Source organism: Aeromonas sp. S8(2024), assembly GCF_041403085.1.
GTDB classification, from domain to species: Bacteria; Pseudomonadota; Gammaproteobacteria; order Enterobacterales; family Aeromonadaceae; genus Aeromonas; species Aeromonas dhakensis.
The window spans coordinates 32,671-49,454 of the sequence record NZ_JBGLRF010000006.1; the positions used below are offsets into that span (position 1 = coordinate 32,671).

The window sequence follows — 16,784 nt, forward strand, 5'->3', positions numbered from 1 at the left end:
AGCCGGGACACGCCATGGAGGGAGCCCGATGTCATTCACACCATCACCCCGTTGCAGCGGCTGGGCCGCCGCCCTCGCCACCGTGCTGCTCTGGTCCGGTTTCTTTCTCTCCCTGCGCCTGGGCGCCGAGGAGAAACTCCCGCCACAGGCGCTGGCGCTGCTGCGCTTCGGTATCCCGGCCCTGCTGCTGCTCCCCTATTACTGGCGTCACCGCATCCGTCTGCGCCGCACGCCCCTGCGCTGGCAGCTGGCCATGCTGGCGGGGGCCGGCCTGCCCTTCTTCTGGCTCGGCGCCACCGGCATGCAGCTGGCCCCGGTGGCCCAGGGCAGCGCCCTGATCCCGGGCACGGTCCCCCTCATGGTCAGCCTGCTGGGCCTGTTGCTGTGGCGCGCCCCCTGCCCCCTGCAGCGGTGCTGGGGGCTCGCCCTCATCGCCCTGGCCACCGCCATCCTGTTGCTGGGCGGAGAACCGGGATTATGGCAGGGACAGCTCTGCTTTCTGGGGGCGGCCCTGCTGTGGGCCCTGTTTACCCTGGCGGTCAGACGCAGCGGACTGGCGGCGCTGGATGCGGCCGCGCTGGTGGCGGTGCCGTCGGCCCTGTTGCTGCTGCCGACGCTCCTGTGGAGCCCCTTGCCCATAGTGAGCCATGCCAGCGTCTGGCTCTGGCAGGGTCTGCTGCAAGGGATAGGCGCCGGCTTGCTGGCGGCGCTCTGTTACGCCCACGCCATCCGCACCCTGGGCGCCGAGGTCAGCTCGGCGCTGGGCTCGCTCACGCCCGTGATGGCGGCCATGCTGGCCTGGTGGCTGCTGGGGGAGAGCGTCACGCCGCCGGTGTGGCTGGCGCTTGGCCTCTTGTGTGTCGGAGTGGTGCTGGCCAGTCTGCCGGCACGGCGGGTTTCAGCTGCGCTGCCAGCGGCGCAACAGGCGACCGCGCAGGCCGCAGTCGAGTAGCCAGCTGTTGTCGAACACCCGCAGCAGCGCCGGTTTGGCATGGCGGGACATGGCCACAGCGTGGAAGCGGGTCTGCTGCTTGCGCTGGCGGTTCATCCGATCCAGCAGGCTGTGAGGCAGGCTCTGGGCGATAAAGTCGGAGACCACCAGCACGTCCGCTTTGGCAAAGGCGGGGTCATCCAGCTTGATCAGGGCCTTCTCGAGGCAGGGCACCAGATCGGTGCCGCCGTGAAAACTCATGGAGAGGAAGCGCTCCGCCTTGTCGAGCCCTGTGTCGGCGGTGATCTCCAGGGTCGCCACCTCGGTGGAGAAGAGCATCAGGTAGCAGCCCCGCTTCTCGTCCATCGCCACCTTGAGCAGCGCCAGAAACAGCGCCTTGGCGCACTCCTCCGGATAGCCCCCCATGGAGCCCGAGGTGTCGATGCAGACGATGAAGGGCCCCCGCTGCTGCAGCTGCCGCCCGCCAAGCTCAGGGGTGCGCAGCATGATGCGCTGGCGCGGCAGGGTGCCGCGCGACTGGTAGCTGAGCAGGCGCCGCTCCAGATAGCGGCGGTAGAACTCCAGCTCCAGCTCCGGCAGCGCCAGCATCACCGCCTCGCTCGGCAAGAGTCGCATCAGGTCGCTGGCCGGGTGGATGCCCACCAGATCGTCCGGCACGTCGTCGGTCTGCACCTCTTCCAGTTCGTGCACCTGCACCGGCGGCACCGGCGAGTCGTTGGCCCGGTTGTCCTGCTCGCTGCGTCCCAGCAGGTTGGCGATCTCCGCCAGCAGTGGCTCGCGCTGCAGCATGCGAGCGTACTGCTTGACCAGCACCAGGCTGCGCTTGTGCCAGCTCCCCTGCGCCAAATCCCAGAGCCCGCCGGCGGAGATCTGGTTGGGATCGAGCGCATCGGCCAGGGTACGGCTCGCCAGCAGCTGATCTTCGATCTCCTGGCGCTGCTTCTCCCGCTCCGCCTCGGCGATCTGCTGCTGCAACTGCAGCAGGCTGCCCACCAGGCTGGTGCGCCACTTCTCGATCAACAGCTGGCGCTGGCTGTCGGTGGGGTGAGCCATCAGCTGGCGCACCAGGCTGCGCGCCTCGCCGGCGAAGGGGCTGTACTGCTCAAGCCCGTCCAGCAGCGCCGGCAGACGCCCCATCAGCTCGGCCAGCGGCAACCCCTTGTGGGCCTGATAGAGGCGATACTCCTGCTCCAGCGCCACCGGCACCGGCTTGTGGCGCATCTCCTCCCCCAGCTGATCGCTCCAGCGGCGGATGCGCTTTTGCAACAACTTGCCCTGCAGCGGGGAACGTTTGATGAACTCGGAGATCTTGGGGGTGGAGGCCAGCAAGAGCGCCATTTCGCCCGCCAGCTCCCCCTCGCCCATCAGCAGCCCCAGATCCATCATGCCGATCTCAAGCATGGCAACCTCCGCTGACCTGGCTCACGACCGCCCCCTTCGCGCTCGCCATGGCTCAGGCGTCCAGTTGCGGCAGCCGGTCGTGCCACTGGCTGATGTCGGTGCGCAGCTGATCCAGATCCCGGTTCAGCACGAAGAAGCTGTCCTCCACCTGCTGCAACCAGTGACGACCGATGAAGAGGTGCTGCTGATGGCGCTCGAACAGGTTGCGCTGGCGCTTGAGCTCCTGCGCCAGCACGCCGGCCTCCGCCAGCAGCTCGGTCAGGGCCGCCTGCCAGGGGGTGATCACCACCTCGGGGATGGGGGTGCGCTCCACCAGCACCAGCGGGATCTGCTGGCGTTGCAGATCCAGCACGTGCAGCCGCAGCTCGTCGTCCAGCACCAACTCGTAGTGGCCCTCCTTGGGGTTGCCAAGCGGCCAGCCCACCAGCGACTCGCCGGTGGGGTGCCAGTGGGAGAGCAGGGTGCGGTCGAACACCAGCGTCTCCACCAGCCGCTCCGGATCGTCGCCATCCAGCGCCGCCGGGGTGAGCAGATGGAAGTGCACCAGCTTGCCGAACGGGCGGGCGTTGGCCAGCGGGATCTGGATGCCGCGGGCGCGGCGCCCGAACCACTGCTGGCGCTTTCTGGCCTTGCAGCACAGGCGCTGGGCCACGCTCTGTTTGAGCTGCTTGAACTTGTCCCGCAGCCCCATCAGCTGACGGGTCATGGTCAGCTGCTGATAGCCGTAGAGGCGGGAGAATTCGGTCATCATCTCCAGCAGGGCGGTGCGCGAGGCCTCGTCATGCCAGAGGCAATCCTTGAACAGCAGCAGATCGAGCGGGGCCACCTCGTCGCGGCCGTTGAAAAAGGCGCTCGCCTTGATCAGCCGCACTGCCTTCTTCCAGCGCCGATCCGACACGTAGCAGCTGTGGGCCAGCTGGCTGTCGAGCTGCTGGCGCAGCTGATAGATGAGCTCGAAGCAGTCGTCCGGCAGCCGGATCCGGTCGATCTGCTCCTGCCACTCCAGATACTCGTCGCCGTGGATCTGCACCGAGGGTGGCAGATTCTGGTGGGACTGGCCGTCACTGGCCAGCATGGCCTGGAAGTTGGCCTTCTCCTGCACCCGGTCCATCCAGATCCGCACCAGCATGCGGTCGTAAAGCGCCTCCAGCCCGCTGTCGGGGGCCGGCAGCTCGTTGGAGGCGGTCACCAGCAGCCGCATTGGGATGGGGTGCTGGCTGTCGCCGTTGCGAAACTGCCGCTCGTTGATGGCGGTGAGCAACGTGTTGAGGATGGCGGGGCCCGCCTTCCAGATCTCGTCGAGGAACACCACCTCGGCCTCCGGCAGGTAGCCGGCGGTGAGCCGCAGGTACTTGCCGTCCTCCTTCAGCGCCTGGATGGAGAGGGGGCCGAACACCTCCTCCGGCGTGCTGAAACGGGTCATCAGGTACTCGAAGTGACGCGCCTCATGAAAGGCCAGCTTGAGGCGCCGCGCAATCAGGCTCTTGGCGATGCCGGGCGGGCCCAGCAGAAACACGCTCTCACCGGACAGGGCCGCCAGCAGACCAAGCCGCAGGGCATCCTGGCGCTCGTAAAGCCCCTCGCCGAGGGCCGACAGCAGGCGTGGCAGCCGTTCGTGAATGGGGGCGAGACGAAGATTCTGTGATGCTAAAGGTGGCATAGGCGCACTTCCGATACTGGGGTTGTCTGGAACCGGCACACCCGCGACGCGATCGAAGGTTCCCTGTCCTGCTTGTTGTATTGTCGGGAGGTCGCCTCTGGCTCGCACCGGTCGGTTGCCGGGCGTCGGAGCGCCTCTCCTGGCTAAAACATACCGCAAAAGATGCAGCAAAACGCGTTCGAGTGTACCCTGCGCAGAGCTTTTTTCATCAATGCAGATCAAGACTGAGTCATCGCCCATGCAAGATCCAGTGCAGCTGACCACAGCGCGGGAACCCGTCCCCGAGCAACCAGACCAGGCATCCGGTCGCCTGCGGCAACACCTACTGGCCCGGATGGGCATCCCTAGCTGGCAACTGCGCCGGCCGGCCCTGCTGGCGGGCCATCAGGCTGCGCCCGCACCTGCCAGTGAGGCTCAGGCGAGTCAGCAGGAGGCGGTCCCCGCCCCGGCCGTGCCGAGCGAGCCGCCGAGCGGCAAGCTCTGGATCCTGGCGAGCCGGCTGCCGGCCCCCGGTCTGCTGGCGGATCTCTGCCAGCTGCTCGGCATCGGCAGCGACGAGGTCAGCCTGCTGAGCAGCCTGCCCGCCGGCCACACCCCGCCCCTGCTCTGGCTGGAGGCGGCCGATCCCGCCTGGCCAGAGGCTCTGATCTGCCCGCTCACCCCCAGCCCGGCCCAGAAACGGGCTCTGTGGCTGCAGCTCAAGGGGCGCCTCGGCTGACCAGCCGTGCGCCCCGCATCTCTCTTCGTTCAGCCGCCCCGACCCGGAGCCACCATGGTGCAATTTCGTCCCCTGCTCGAGACCGACTTCGAGCTCATCTACCCCATAGAACAGGCTGCCCACAAGGAGCCCTGGAGTCAGGCCAACCTGCTCTCCTGCTTCGGGCCGCGCTATCTCAACGGCCTGCTGCTGGTCGACGGCCAGCCGGCCGGCTTCTACATCTCGGATCTTGTGGCGGGCGACAGCTCGCTGATGAACATCTGCGTGCATCCTGACTTTCAGGGCAAGGGGCTGGGGCGGGCGCTGCTCAGGGAGTACCTGAGCCGCAGCAAGGCCAACCAGGCCGAGGCCTGGTTCCTCGAGGTACGGGCCGGCAACAGCACCGCCATCGGCCTCTACGAGAGCGAGGGGTTTGCCGAGTACTGCCGGCGCGCCGACTACTACGGCACCGGTCAGGATCGGGAAGATGCCGTGCTGATGTCCCGCCTGTTCGACTTCGGCTAAGCCGCCGCGCTACATCTGCAGCATTAGAGCAGCGGCGCGTTGTCGAGGGCCGGATCCTGCAGGCTTTGGGTGGTGTGCAGCACAGCCTCGAAGCCGGCGGCGGAGAGCGGCATGAAGAAGCCGCGCTGCCAGGTCACCCCGGGCATCCAGATCTGCTGGATATCCACCACTATCTTGATGGGCTTGAGCGGCTCGCCCGGCTGCTGCACATAGATGCCGGGCGGCGTCGCCACCTGCGGGAAGCGGCGCAGTATCTGCTCGCTGCCATCCCCGGCATTCGGGTTGAGACGCACCTTGACCAGCCGGGCCAGCACAGGCGCCATCTCCTCTGTCTGCCACAGGGTGGTATCCAGCAGCTTGCAGCGCCGGCATTTGGCGCGTTCGATCACATAGAGCAGCGGATAGCCCTTCTGCAGGGCCAGCTGCTGTGCCTGGGCGTAGCCTTCGGCGCCGCTCAGCCAGGGGTTGTCCTCCTCGCCACCCGTTCCTCCCAGCGTAAACCAGAGCCCGCCGGCCCCCGCCAGCAACAGCAATACCCCGGTCACCACCCCCTTGATACCGACACTCATTATGCTCCCTCCCTGAATGGCTCCACACGTCAGCCACCATCATGCCTCAAGCCCCCCTAATTGACGACTTTGTGATCCAAGACAAATGGCGAACACTTGTAAGCTGTAATCTTAGAGTTTAAACTCCAGCGCGATTTTTCAGTGCCCCTTAGGGCGTACAACTGTTACTTGAGGATGTCTGACTGATGCCGAAACACCACCTGGTTCGACTGATGCGGGAACGTATCGCCCGGCTTGGCAACAAGGCCGCCCTGCGCGTACAACAGGATGGCCAGTGGCGTGCCATCGGCTGGCGTACCCTGGGGCAGGCCATGGACTACTGTGCCCAGGCGCTGATCCGCGCCGGCCACCAGCCTACCGAGATGGTCGGCATCTATGCCCGCAACATGCCGGAGTGGACCCAGGCCGATCTCGGCATCCTGGCCGCCCGCGGCGTCAGCGTCCCTATCTACCCCACCAGCACTCTGGATCAGCTGCGCTACATCGTCAAAGATGCCGGCATCAAGGTGCTGTTCGTCGGCGAACAGCCCCAGTTCGACCAAGCACTGCAACTCATTGAAAGCGGCGAGATTCAGCAGCTCATCGCCCTCGACGGCAGCGTCAACCTGCGCGGCTGCCCGCAGGCGAGCCACTTCCAGGAGTTCCTCTCTTCCGGCAATCACCAGCCCAGCGAACAGGTACTGCGCGAGCGCGAGGGCCAGTACCGGATGGACGACCTGCTGACCCTGATCTACACCTCGGGCACCACAGGTGAGCCCAAGGGGGTGATGCTCGATTTCGCCAACATCGCCGCCTGCTTCGAGATGCACAACAGCCGCCTAGATCTGAACGAGCAGGATGTTTCGCTCTGCATGCTGCCGCTCAGCCATGTGTTCGAGCGCGCCTGGACCTACTACGTGCTCTATTGCGGCGCCGAGAACGTCTACATCCGCGATCCGCAGAAGGTGATGGATGTCATCGGCGAGGTGCAGCCGACCGTGATGTGCGCCGTACCGCGCCTCTACGAGAAGGCCTACGCCATGATCCAGGCTCGCGTCGCCCAGGCCCCACGCCTGCGCCAGGCCCTGTTCGGCTGGGCCACCCGGGTCGGCAAGCAGATGGTTGCCACCCGCCAGGCGGGTAAAGCCGCCTCTCCTCTGCTCTACGGCCAGCTCTGGCTCGCCGAGCGGCTGGTGTTTCGCAAGCTGCGCGCCCGTTTCGGCGGCCGCACCCGCTTCCTACCGGTGGCCGGCGCCCGCCTCGCCGACGAGGTGAACTTCTTCTTCCAGGCCATGGGGCTCAACCTCAAGTACGGTTACGGCATGACCGAGACCACCGCCACCGTCTGCTGCTACGAGGACAGCCAGTTCAAGCTGGGCTCCATCGGCACGGCGCTCAGCGGCATCGAGGTGAAGCTGGGTGAGAACAACGAGCTGCTGGTGCGCTCCCCCACCGTGATGCGCGGCTACTACAACAAGCCCGAGGCCACCGCCGAGGTGATGACCGAGGATGGCTTCCTGCGCACCGGCGATGCCGGCGAGCTCGACGGCGAAGGCAACATCTACTTCACCGAGCGCCTCAAGGAGCTGATGAAGACCTCCAACGGCAAGTACGTGGCGCCGCAACTGGTGGAGGGGACCCTCGGCAAGGATCGCTTCATCGAACAGATCGCCATCGTTGCCGATACCCGCCACTTCGTCTCGGCGCTGATCGTGCCCTGCTTCGAGTCGCTGGAGGAGTACGCCCGCTCCATCAACCTGCAGTACCAGTGCAAGACCGAACTGCTGCGCCACTCCAAGGTGGTGGAGTTCTTCGAGGCGCGCATCCAGGATCTGCAAAAAGAGCTGGCCAAGTTCGAGCAGGTGAAGAAGTTCACCCTGCTGCCGAGCGCCTTCTCCATGGAGCTGGGTGAGCTGACCCCCACCATGAAACTGCGCCGCAAGATCATCGAGTCCAAGTACCAGAGCGAGATCGAGGCCATGTATAACCATGTCTGAGTACAACCACGTCTGATGCCACCCGGGTTCAGGGAAATAAAAAAGCCGCTTCAAGAGCGGCTTTTTTTGTTGCCTGTCATCAGGCCGGGGTCTTGCTGGTTCCGAAGTAGTCGGCCAGGAAGTCGTCGAACGACAGGCTGTCGCTGCGCTCCCGCTCCCGCTGCTTGGCCAGGGACTCCCGTGCCTCGCCGGCAAAGTAGGCCTCGTCCCAGTACTGCAGCTCGCCGGCCAGCATCTCTTCCCGATAGCGGCTCGCCAGCTCGTCGGCGAAGGCGCCGTTGTCCTTGCCACTCTCCAGCAGTTGCTTGAGCAGGCGGGCGGAGTAGGTGAGCTCGGGGTTGAGCAGCTTCTCGCGGTGCATCGCCAGCGTCTCGCGATAGCGGTTGCGGCCGCAGCAGCGATCCAGCAGCGCGGCGACCTCGGCCAGCTCGTCGAACAGCTTGAGGCCGAACTCCTTGAGGCCGATGGGGTTGCCCTGCTCGTCCTCCAGCTCGAGGCCGGGACGGCGCCCTTCCAGCACCACCTTGGTCTGGTTGCGGCGATTGCGGGCGATCTCCTCGTCACCCAGCACAGGGGACGGACGCAGCAGGCACCAGACCAGGAACAGGTCGAAGAAGCGGATCTGATCCACCTCGATGCCATACGGGGTGAAGGGGTTGACGTCCACGGTGCGCAGCTCGATGTATTCGATGCCACGCTGCTCCAGCGCGTCGGACGGCTTCTCGCCGCTGCGCGGGGTGCGCTTGGGGCGGATCGGGGCGTACAGCTCGTTCTCCAGCTGCAGCACGTTGTCGTTGAGCTGACGGTACTCACCGTTCACCTTGACGCCGATCCTGGCGAAGTCGGGATCATGGGTGTTGATGGCGCGGCGCAGGCTGCTCACATAGGCCGGCAGGTTGTCGTGGCTTATCTTGAGTCCCGCCTGGGCGCTGTTGGTGTAACCCAGATCCGACAGCCGCAGGGCGGTGGCGTAGGGCAGGTAGAGGGTGCCCTTGCCGGTCTTCTGGAACGGCAGGTTGCTCTTGCGCCCCTTGAGGAAGGATTCGCAGATGGCCGGCGAGGCGCCGAACAGGTAGGGCACCAGCCAGCCGAAGCGGTAGACGTTGCGGATAAGCCCCATGTACTTGTCGGAGATGAAGCGCTGGCTGCAGCACCCCTCGCACACCAGCTCCTGCCACTCGCACCAGAAGCTGTCCGGCATGGAGAAGTTGAAGTGCACCCCGGCGATCACCTGCATCAGGCTGCCGTAGCGGTTCTTCAGCCCCTGCCGGTAGAGGGTCTTCATCCGGCCGATGTTGGAGCTGCCGTACTGGGCCAGCCGGATGTTATCCTCGTCGCCGACGAAGCAGGGCATGGAGAGCGGCCAGATCCGCTCATCACCCAGGTGATGAATGGTGTGGCGGTGGATGTCGCCAAGCTGTTCCAGCAGGCTGTCGATAGAGTCGGTGGCCGGCGTGATGAACTCCAGCAGGCTCTCCGAGTAGTCGGTGGTGATGTTGGCATGGGTCAGTGCCGAGCCCAGACTTCTGGGGTGATCGGTCTGGGCCAGGGTCCCCTGTGGGGTGATGCGCAGACATTCACGTTCGATCCCGCGCCGGATCCCCTTGAGGGCGGTCAGCCGTTCCGGCGAACCCAGGGCGGTCAACAACTCGGTGAGTGACAAGCTTGTCGTAGTCATATTCACGGCTCATGTGTGGCCGCCCCACAGGGGGGCGGCACTATTTTTATGTAGCGCCCTCAGGGCAGCTGCAGCGGATAGATGGGAAGATGAAGCTCCTGCAGGGGTTTTTCAAGCTTTTGCTTGTCCCCCACCACCACAATCACCATCTCGGCCGGGTCAAGCCAGCGTGCCGCACTGGCCTTGAGCGTCTCGGCCGACACCGTCTTGATCAGGCTGTTCTGGGCCTGCACATAGTCCAGCTTCAGGTCATACATGATCATCTGCAGCAGGAAGCCCGCCTTCTGGCCAAGCGTCTCGTAGGAGAGCGCATCCTGCTGGGAGACGGCGCTGCGCATGTAGGCGAGCTCGACCGGGGTCGGGCCGCTCTTGCGGTAGTTGTCCATCTCCTTGAGGAACTGGCGGATGGCATCCACGGTCGCATCGGCCCGCACGTTGGCGCCGGTGGCGAAGGTACCCACCTCCCGGTTGGCGGAGAAGCCCGAGCTGGCCCCATAGGTATAGCCCTTGTCTTCCCGCAGGTTGAGGTTGATGCGGCTGTTGAAGTTGCCGCCCAGGTTGAAGTTCATCAGCCCGGCGGTGAAGTAGTCCCCCGTGGTATCGAACGGCATGGCGCGGCGGCCGATGCGGATCACCGACTGGGGCGCCCCCGGCTTGTCCACCAGATAGATGCCCGGCTTGGCCTGCTCGCCTTCGGGCTTGAGACTGCCAAGAGAGGGGGCAGCCCCCTTCCACTGGGTCAGGAAGCCGAGTTGATCCTCCACCTGGGACTGGGTCACGTCACCCACTACCACCACCTTGGCGTTGGTCGGGTTGTAGTAGTTCTGGTAGAAGCGCTTCACGTCCGCCAGGGTCAGCTTCTCCACATCGGCCAGCACGCCGTCACCCGGCTGACCGAGACGGTTCTGCTTGCCGTAGATCAGCTCGCGGAAGGCCTGACCGGCCAGCCACTCGGGCTGCTGCTCGCTCTGTTTCATCCCCTGCAGCATCTGCGCCTTGACCCGCTCGAAGTCGGCCTCGCGCATGCCGGGCCGCTCATACACCTCGCGCACCAGCGCCAGGGTCTGCGGCAGCTTGTCGGCCAGGCTGCTGATGGTGACCAGGTTGTTGTACTGGGCGCTGGAGACGCTGACGCTGGAGCCGAGCTTTTGCAGCTCGTCGCTGAGCTGGGCCTCGGTCAGACGCACCGAGCCCTGCCCCATCATGCTGGCGGTGAGGCTGGCCAGCCCCAGCTCGCCCTTGCCTTCGGCCCGCATGCCGCCCGGCAGGGCGACCATGATGGAAACCGCCGGGATTTCATCGCTCTGGGTGCCGATGATCTCGATCCCCTTGTCGAGCTTGCCGTGCCAGATGGCCGGCACCTTGACGCTCACCGCATCGGCCGCCTTGGGCTGCACGCTGCGATCGAAGTCGTCTTTCACCGGCCGCTCGGCCAGCACCTTGTCATGCTTGGCGTAATCCGGCAGCTCGCGCTTGGCCGGGGTGAAGTTGGGCTTGGCGGCCTGCCAGTCGCTCTTGCCCTTGGGCACCACGCTCAGCACCACCGCCGGCTTGTTCAGGATGAACTTGTCGTAGGCGGCCTTGACCTGCTCCGGCGTCACCTTGCCGATGGCGTCCAGGCTCTTGAACACATAGTTGGGATCCTGGGCGAACACCTGGCCCATGGCGAGCTGGCTAACCTTGCCGGAGACGCTGTCCAGACCCCAGATGGCCGAGGCACGATAGCTGTTGATCGCCTTCTCCAGATCCTCCGGCTTGAGGCCGCGACCGGCGAACTCGCCGATCACCTTGTCCACCTCGCTCTTGAGGGTCTTCAGGCTGCCATCCACCGCCGGGTTGGGATAGGCGTAGACGGTGAGGGTACAGGCCAGCTCCTCGCAGTAGTGGGAGGCCCCCACATCGATCGCCTTGCCGCTCTTGACCAGCGACTGGTAGAGCATGGAGCTGGCGGAGCCGCCCAGCACGTCGGCAAACATGTCGAGGGCTGGCTCCTGCGGATCGCCAAGGGACACGGTCGGGTAGCTGATGTAGAGCAGCGGCAGGTGCACCTTGTCCTCGAGCGTCACGTAACGGGTCTCGGGCAGGGTCACCGGCTCGGGGGTCGGCTCAGCCACCTCGGGTCCACGCGGGATCGGGCCGAAGTACTTCTCAATCCATGCCAGCGCCTGCTTGGTGTCGAAGTCGCCGCCCAGGGTCAGGGTGGCGTTGTTGGGGCCGTACCAGCGCAGGAAGAACTGCTTGAGGTCGTTGACGTCGACCCGGTCGAGATCTTCCACATAGCCGATGGGCTGCCAGGAGTAGGGGTGGGTGCGTGGATAGAGTGCCTCCCCCACCTTCTCGCTCACCAGGCCGTAAGGCTGGTTGTCGATGCGCTGGGCCCGTTCGTTCTTGACGGTGGCGCGCTGGATCTCGAACTTCTTCTGGCTCACCGCATCAAGCAAGAAGCCCATGCGATCAGCCTCGAGCCAGAGCACCTTCTCCAGCTGGTTGGCCGGCACGGTCTCGTAGTAGTTGGTGCGGTCCTTGTTGGTGGTGCCGTTCATGTCACCACCGGCCTCGTTGATGATCCGCATGTGCTCCTGATCCCCCACGTGCTTGGAGCCCTGGAACATCATGTGCTCGAAGAAGTGGGCGAACCCGGACTTGCCCACCTGCTCGCGGGCCGAGCCCACGTGATAGGTGACGTCCAGGTGCACCAGGGGATCGGATCGGTCGGGCGCCAGAATGACGGTCAGGCCGTTGTCCAGCTTGTACATCTGATAGGGAATGCCGAGTTTGCCCTCTTCCTTGACCTGTTCCGACACCAGGGTGGGTGCCGCCAGCACGGGCAGAGAGAGGCCCAGAAGCATGCTTAATGGAATGAGTTTGTTCACGGTTACCTCGTGAGTGAAGCTAGAAGATCTGCCTGGCCAGCAGAAAGACCAGGGCATAACGCAACAATTTGCCGAGCCCGATGAGAATGAGAGAGCGCCAGAAGGAGAGGCGCAGCCAGCCGGCCAGCAGACAGAGACCATCGCCGACCACAGGCGTCCAGGCCAGCAGCAGACACCAGTGGCCATGTTGTTTGAGCCAACCGAGGGCTTTTTGTTCCCCACGGCCTTGAAAATCTTCCGGTTTTTTCTTGAAGGTGGCTAGCCAGCCGAGCCACCAGGTGGTCATGGAGCCGAGGGTGTTGCCCAGCGTCGCCCACAGCAGCAGGCTGGCCATGCTCCACTCCCCCTTGGTCGCCATGGCCCCCAGCAGCACTTCCGAGCTGCCGGGCAGCAGGGTGGCGGAGGTGAAGGCACTCAGAAACAGCCAGCCAAGCCCCAGCTCGGTGATGCCGTTCATCCGGCCAGCTCATCCGCGGCGGGCATGCGCAGCAGCAGCTTGCCGCGCACGTGGCCCTGCTCGATGGCCTGATGGGCCAGGGCCCCTTCCGCCAGCGGGAATTCGCTGGAGACGGTGATCTGCACCTCCCCCTGACGCAGCAGGATCAGCATCTGGCTCAACTGCTGGCGGTCAGGATGCACCAGCATGCCAAGCACCTCGATGGCGCTACCGGCCGCGGCATCCTTGATCTGCTGGGCGGTGATGGTGGGTACCGTCACCAGCCGGCCGCCCGGCTTGACGCAGGCCAGCGCCGCCTTGCCGCTCTCGCCACCCACCAGATCCAGCACCAGATCGACCGGACCGTCGGCCACCACCTGGGCGGCCCAGTCTGCATCGTGGTAATCCACCATCTTGCTGGCCCCCAGCGCGTGCAGGAAGCTGTGGTTGTCACCGCTCGCCGTCGCCACCACCTCGGCGCCATAGGCGCTGGCAAACTGCACCGCCAGATGGCCGACGCCGCCGGCGCCGGCCAGGATCAGCACCCGTTGCCCCGCCTTGAGGGCGCCGTGTTCGAACAGCCCCTGCCAGGCGGTGAGGCCGGCCAGCGGCAGCGCCGCACCCTGCCTCAGAGCAAGCTCCTCCAGCTTGACCAGCTCCTCTTCGCGGGCCACCACGGACTCGCCGTAGCCACCGGCGGCGAGGGGAAAGCCCACCATGCCGCACACTCGCTCCCCCTCGGCCAGCGAGCCGACACCAGGGCCGACCTTCTCGACCACGCCGGCCACGTCGTAGCCCGGCGTCCAGGGCAGCTTCTCCTTGTTTTGCGCCGCCGCCCAGCCGAGGCCGGCCCGAGTCTTGGCATCGATGGGGTTGACCCCCGCAAAGCAGATGCGCACCCGCACTTCGCCCTCGGCAGGCACCTTGTCCTGGGAAGGGTTGAGCCTGAGTACCGAGGGGGCGCCGAATGCGGTAATCTGTAGCTGCGTCATTGCACAATCCATCCTGTTGATTGATCAAGGGTCAACAGAATAACAGCGAGGACACCATGGCTCGAATGTTTCTTATTCCTCTGTTGCTGGCCCTGGGGTGGTGGGCGTTTCTGCTCTACTTCCGCATCCCGCTCAAGCAGGGGGCCAAGGGGTTTTACTGGATCATCGGCATCGGTGGCGGACTGGCCGCCTTCCTCAGCCTGATGATGGTGCTGACCCACTAGCACAGCGCCCGCGCGCAATAAAAAGGCCACCCCGAGGTGGCCTGATGATCAACTTCCTTGCGAACTGAGATGGTAGTGGCGGTTGCTACCCTGCCCCAGCACGCCCTGGGCCAGCAGATGCTGGAACACCCGGTCCACCTCCTCCAGCGACAGCGACAGCGCCTGTGCGACGCTGCGCTTGCTGCACTTGAGCTCGCCGCTCTCCAGCGCGCTGCGCACCTGCTCCACCACCTCTGGCTCGGGCTCCGGCCGGCCGGGCAGCTGCTGCGCCATGGCAGCGGCCTCCGCCTGCTGCAGCACGATCTGTTCCCGCTCGCGGTCCCGCTGCCACAGCCAGCTGCGGCGAAAGCGGTTCTCCTCGCCGATCAGACTGACGAAGAAGGCGCCGAACACGTCGAGCAGCACCGAGAGGAAGCAGACCAGCAGAAACTGCACCTGGCTGATGCTCATGCCCACCCCGTCCGCCAGGCTGCTCATCAGCCCCAGCATGGAGGATTGTTCGTTGACGGGCTTGGCGTCGCGCTCCTGGCGCAGCTCGTCCTGGCGCAGCCTGAGCTTGGTGTTGGCCTGCTGCAGGCCGCTGACGCCGCTGGAGATGCGCGCCATCTCGATGTACTTGCGGGCCGCCTCCTCGTTGAGCTGGATCTGCCGCTCTATGCTGGCGATCTGCTCGTCGAAGCGGGCGATCTCCCGCTCATGGCGCGCCTGCTGGTTGAGGATGGTGTTGGTGGCGCTGTTGATGCCGCCTATGCTGCCGCCGATGGAGATGGCGGCCAGCACGCTGTAGAACAGCAGCGACCAGAAGGCCCCACCCAGATCGCGACGCGCCTTGCACTCCCCGTATTCATACCAGACGTAGAACTTGCCCAGTTCGAAGATGATGGCCAGGCCACCGAACAGCCACTTCATCAGGGGATTCTCGTCGATGGAGAGAAACAGCAGCAGGGAGAAGACAATGGAGGCCAGAATGGCCAAGCCGGTAAAACTGTACACCGTGGTCAGTGCGAACCACCCCTTGGGGTAGCGCAGCACGGCAGAAGCCTGTGTGGTCATGAGAAAGCGGGCGCGATATGCAGGAAAAGTTGGCTGCCGATTATAGTCAGCAGACTCCTCGAGAGAAGGACAATCACCATAATTGCACCAGATCCGTGGTCAGCTGCCCAGAGTGCGACCAAAACGGACAAATCGGCAGCAAAAAGTCGATACACTCACTGCCGACTCTCGTAGCATGGGAGATTGAGCCTGATTCTGCCCGGATTCAGCAAGACTGGCATACACTGACCCGCAACAACCAACCACCGAGGCCACAATGAACCGAACGACTAGCTTGTTACTGCCCCTGCTTCTGGTTGCCGGCGCCGCGCTGGCAGCACCGCAGTATGAGGAGGAAGGTGGTACGGCATTTTCCGTCGATGCACTAACCTTCAACCTGGACTGGGATGACAAGCAATTTGGCTGGTCATCGACCAACTGCTTCGAGCCGGGAATGAACGATGGCACCCAGACGCCATGCCGGGAAAGCAGGGTCAGCTTCGACGATGAAGAGCACCGCAATGATCCCCCCGGCAGCAACCAGATGCCCGCCACCCAGGGCACCGGCCAGTAACCAAGGAGAACTTTCGTCATGACTCATTCAACCATGTTCAACAAAGGCGCCCTGCTGCTCTCCCTGCTGTTGGCCAACGGGGTTGCCTTTGCCGCACCGCCCCACTCCAAGGATGGCGATGGCATCCGCCTCTCCACCGACAACATCAAGCTGAACGTCGACTGGGATGACAAGGAGTACGACTGGTGGCAGCACAACTGCCTGGATCTCGGCATCGGTGACAGCCGCATCAAGCTCAACTGCGACAAGATCGACGGCAAGTACCGGGATCACTACAACCGCAGCATTCATAGCGGCAACAACCCGGGGCAGGGACATGACAAGTTCAAAGAGAAGGACAAGGGCCACGGCAACAAGAAGCACTGATCTGACTGCCGTCGAGCATGAACAAGGGGCCCATGGCCCCTTGTTCGCTTTTACTACCAGTAATTCTCGGCACTGATGTTGCCGGGGGCCCGCCGCAGGTTCTTGGCCAACCCCAATGACAACAGGGTCTGCTGGGTCTCCTTCACCATGGCCGGGTTGCCGCAGATCAGCACCTGGCTCAGCGCGGGAGCAAATTCCAGCCCCACTCGCGCCTGCAGGCGACCATCGGCGATGGCCGCCGGGATCCGCCCCTCCATCGCTCCGGGCCAGCTTTCACGGCTGACGAAGGGGACGTAGCGAAAACGCTCGCCATGACGCTCGGCAAAGCTCACTATCAGATCCCGATAGCTCAGCTCCTCCCCCTTGCGCACCCCGTGCACCAGCACCAGATTCTCGAAACGGGCAAAGGCTTCCCCGTCGGCCAGCATGGAGAGGAAGGGGCCGATGGCGGTCCCGGTGGAGAGCAGCCAGAGATCGCGCCCGGCCGGCACCTCGTCCAGGGTGAGAAAACCGGTCGCCAGGGATTGCACCAGCAGGCTGTCGCCCGTCCGCAGGGAACCCAGGGTCGGAGTCAGCTCCCCATCGGGGATCTCGACGAAATAGAACTCGTGGTAGGGAGTCGAAGGCGGATTGACGAAGGAGTAGGCCCGCTGGACGCGGCGATCGCCCTGCTCGAGGGCCAGTTTGGTGAATTGCCCCGCCTTGTAGGGGGCCAGCTCGGCCGCCACACGCAGGGAGAACAGGGTGGGCGTCCACTCGATGCGTTCAAGGACGCGACCTTCGACCCAGGCCATAGGGATCTCCTCCAGAGGAACAGGTCTTTACTCTA

General features: G+C 64.7%; 16 protein-coding genes. 7 read left to right on the plus strand and 9 right to left on the minus strand.

All coding sequences use genetic code 11. The features are described 5' to 3' along the window. Positions 1–28: 28 nt before the first annotated feature. Positions 29–952 (plus strand): DMT family transporter, encoded by a 924-nt coding sequence (locus ACB031_RS16115; protein WP_371139893.1) that lies wholly within the window; start codon positions 29–31, stop codon positions 950–952. Here ACB031_RS16115 and viaA read toward each other — a convergent pair. Continuing rightward, the gene (gene viaA / locus ACB031_RS16120) at positions 899–2,353 is read right to left on the minus strand and encodes an ATPase RavA stimulator ViaA (protein WP_017787533.1); all 1,455 of its coding nucleotides are present in this window, start codon (positions 2,351–2,353) and stop codon (positions 899–901) included. The genes ACB031_RS16115 and viaA overlap by 54 nt on opposite strands. A gap of 52 nt (positions 2,354–2,405) precedes the next feature. Then, positions 2,406–4,013, minus strand: a complete 1,608-nt coding sequence (locus ACB031_RS16125) for an ATPase RavA domain-containing protein (RefSeq protein ID WP_162513108.1) — start codon at positions 4,011–4,013, stop codon at positions 2,406–2,408. A 238-nt stretch (positions 4,014–4,251) separates the two neighbouring features. On the opposite strand from ACB031_RS16125, the gene ACB031_RS16130 reads away from it, so the two are divergent. Together ACB031_RS16130 and rimI are read left to right on the plus strand one after the other, a co-directional pair. Beyond that, positions 4,252–4,731 (plus strand): DNA polymerase III subunit psi, encoded by a 480-nt coding sequence (locus ACB031_RS16130; protein WP_371139894.1) that lies wholly within the window; start codon positions 4,252–4,254, stop codon positions 4,729–4,731. Between the two features lie 54 nt (positions 4,732–4,785). Continuing rightward, on the plus strand, positions 4,786–5,235 hold the full coding sequence (rimI, locus tag ACB031_RS16135; protein ID WP_213343969.1) for a ribosomal protein S18-alanine N-acetyltransferase: 450 nt from the start codon (positions 4,786–4,788) through the stop codon (positions 5,233–5,235). 23 nt (positions 5,236–5,258) lie between these two features. On the opposite strand, the gene ACB031_RS16140 is transcribed toward rimI, so the two are convergent. Further along, positions 5,259–5,804, minus strand: coding sequence for a hypothetical protein (locus ACB031_RS16140; RefSeq protein WP_010635100.1), 546 nt, complete (start codon positions 5,802–5,804; stop codon positions 5,259–5,261). Positions 5,805–5,989: 185 nt separating this feature from the next. Here ACB031_RS16140 and ACB031_RS16145 point away from each other — a divergent pair, with 185 nt between their 5' ends. Then, the gene (locus ACB031_RS16145; protein WP_371139895.1) at positions 5,990–7,780 is read left to right on the plus strand and encodes a long-chain fatty acid--CoA ligase; all 1,791 of its coding nucleotides are present in this window, start codon (positions 5,990–5,992) and stop codon (positions 7,778–7,780) included. A 79-nt stretch (positions 7,781–7,859) separates the two neighbouring features. On the opposite strand, the gene gshA is transcribed toward ACB031_RS16145, so the two are convergent. Genes gshA through ACB031_RS16165 form a run of 4 tightly spaced genes read right to left on the minus strand, consistent with a single transcriptional unit; the run spans position 7,860 to position 13,759 of the window. Further along, on the minus strand, positions 7,860–9,458 hold the full coding sequence (gene gshA, locus ACB031_RS16150; protein WP_213343971.1) for a glutamate--cysteine ligase: 1,599 nt from the start codon (positions 9,456–9,458) through the stop codon (positions 7,860–7,862). A 59-nt stretch (positions 9,459–9,517) separates the two neighbouring features. Further along, positions 9,518–12,331: a M16 family metallopeptidase gene (locus ACB031_RS16155; protein WP_371139896.1), complete on the minus strand. Its 2,814-nt coding sequence runs from the start codon at positions 12,329–12,331 to the stop codon at positions 9,518–9,520. Positions 12,332–12,350: 19 nt separating this feature from the next. Then, positions 12,351–12,788, minus strand: coding sequence for a YqaA family protein (locus tag ACB031_RS16160; protein ID WP_017785611.1), 438 nt, complete (start codon positions 12,786–12,788; stop codon positions 12,351–12,353). After that, positions 12,785–13,759, minus strand: a complete 975-nt coding sequence (locus ACB031_RS16165; protein ID WP_371139897.1) for an NADP-dependent oxidoreductase — start codon at positions 13,757–13,759, stop codon at positions 12,785–12,787. The genes ACB031_RS16160 and ACB031_RS16165 overlap by 4 nt, the downstream gene beginning before the upstream one ends. Positions 13,760–13,815: 56 nt before the next feature. On the opposite strand from ACB031_RS16165, the gene ACB031_RS16170 reads away from it, so the two are divergent. Then, positions 13,816–13,983, plus strand: a complete 168-nt coding sequence (locus ACB031_RS16170) for a hypothetical protein (protein WP_005308905.1) — start codon at positions 13,816–13,818, stop codon at positions 13,981–13,983. A gap of 48 nt (positions 13,984–14,031) precedes the next feature. On the opposite strand, the gene ACB031_RS16175 is transcribed toward ACB031_RS16170, so the two are convergent. After that, complete coding sequence (locus tag ACB031_RS16175) at positions 14,032–15,036, minus strand: hypothetical protein (RefSeq protein ID WP_026141415.1); 1,005 nt, start codon at positions 15,034–15,036, stop codon at positions 14,032–14,034. 274 nt (positions 15,037–15,310) lie between these two features. Here ACB031_RS16175 and ACB031_RS16180 point away from each other — a divergent pair, with 274 nt between their 5' ends. Further along, positions 15,311–15,589: a hypothetical protein gene (locus ACB031_RS16180; protein ID WP_010635109.1), complete on the plus strand. Its 279-nt coding sequence runs from the start codon at positions 15,311–15,313 to the stop codon at positions 15,587–15,589. Between the two features lie 33 nt (positions 15,590–15,622). After that, positions 15,623–15,955 (plus strand): hypothetical protein, encoded by a 333-nt coding sequence (locus ACB031_RS16185; RefSeq protein ID WP_017780242.1) that lies wholly within the window; start codon positions 15,623–15,625, stop codon positions 15,953–15,955. A gap of 53 nt (positions 15,956–16,008) precedes the next feature. Here the strand turns inward: ACB031_RS16185 and ACB031_RS16190 are convergent, their stop codons facing one another. Then, on the minus strand, positions 16,009–16,749 hold the full coding sequence (locus ACB031_RS16190; protein ID WP_371139898.1) for a ferredoxin--NADP reductase: 741 nt from the start codon (positions 16,747–16,749) through the stop codon (positions 16,009–16,011). Positions 16,750–16,784 lie beyond the last annotated feature (35 nt).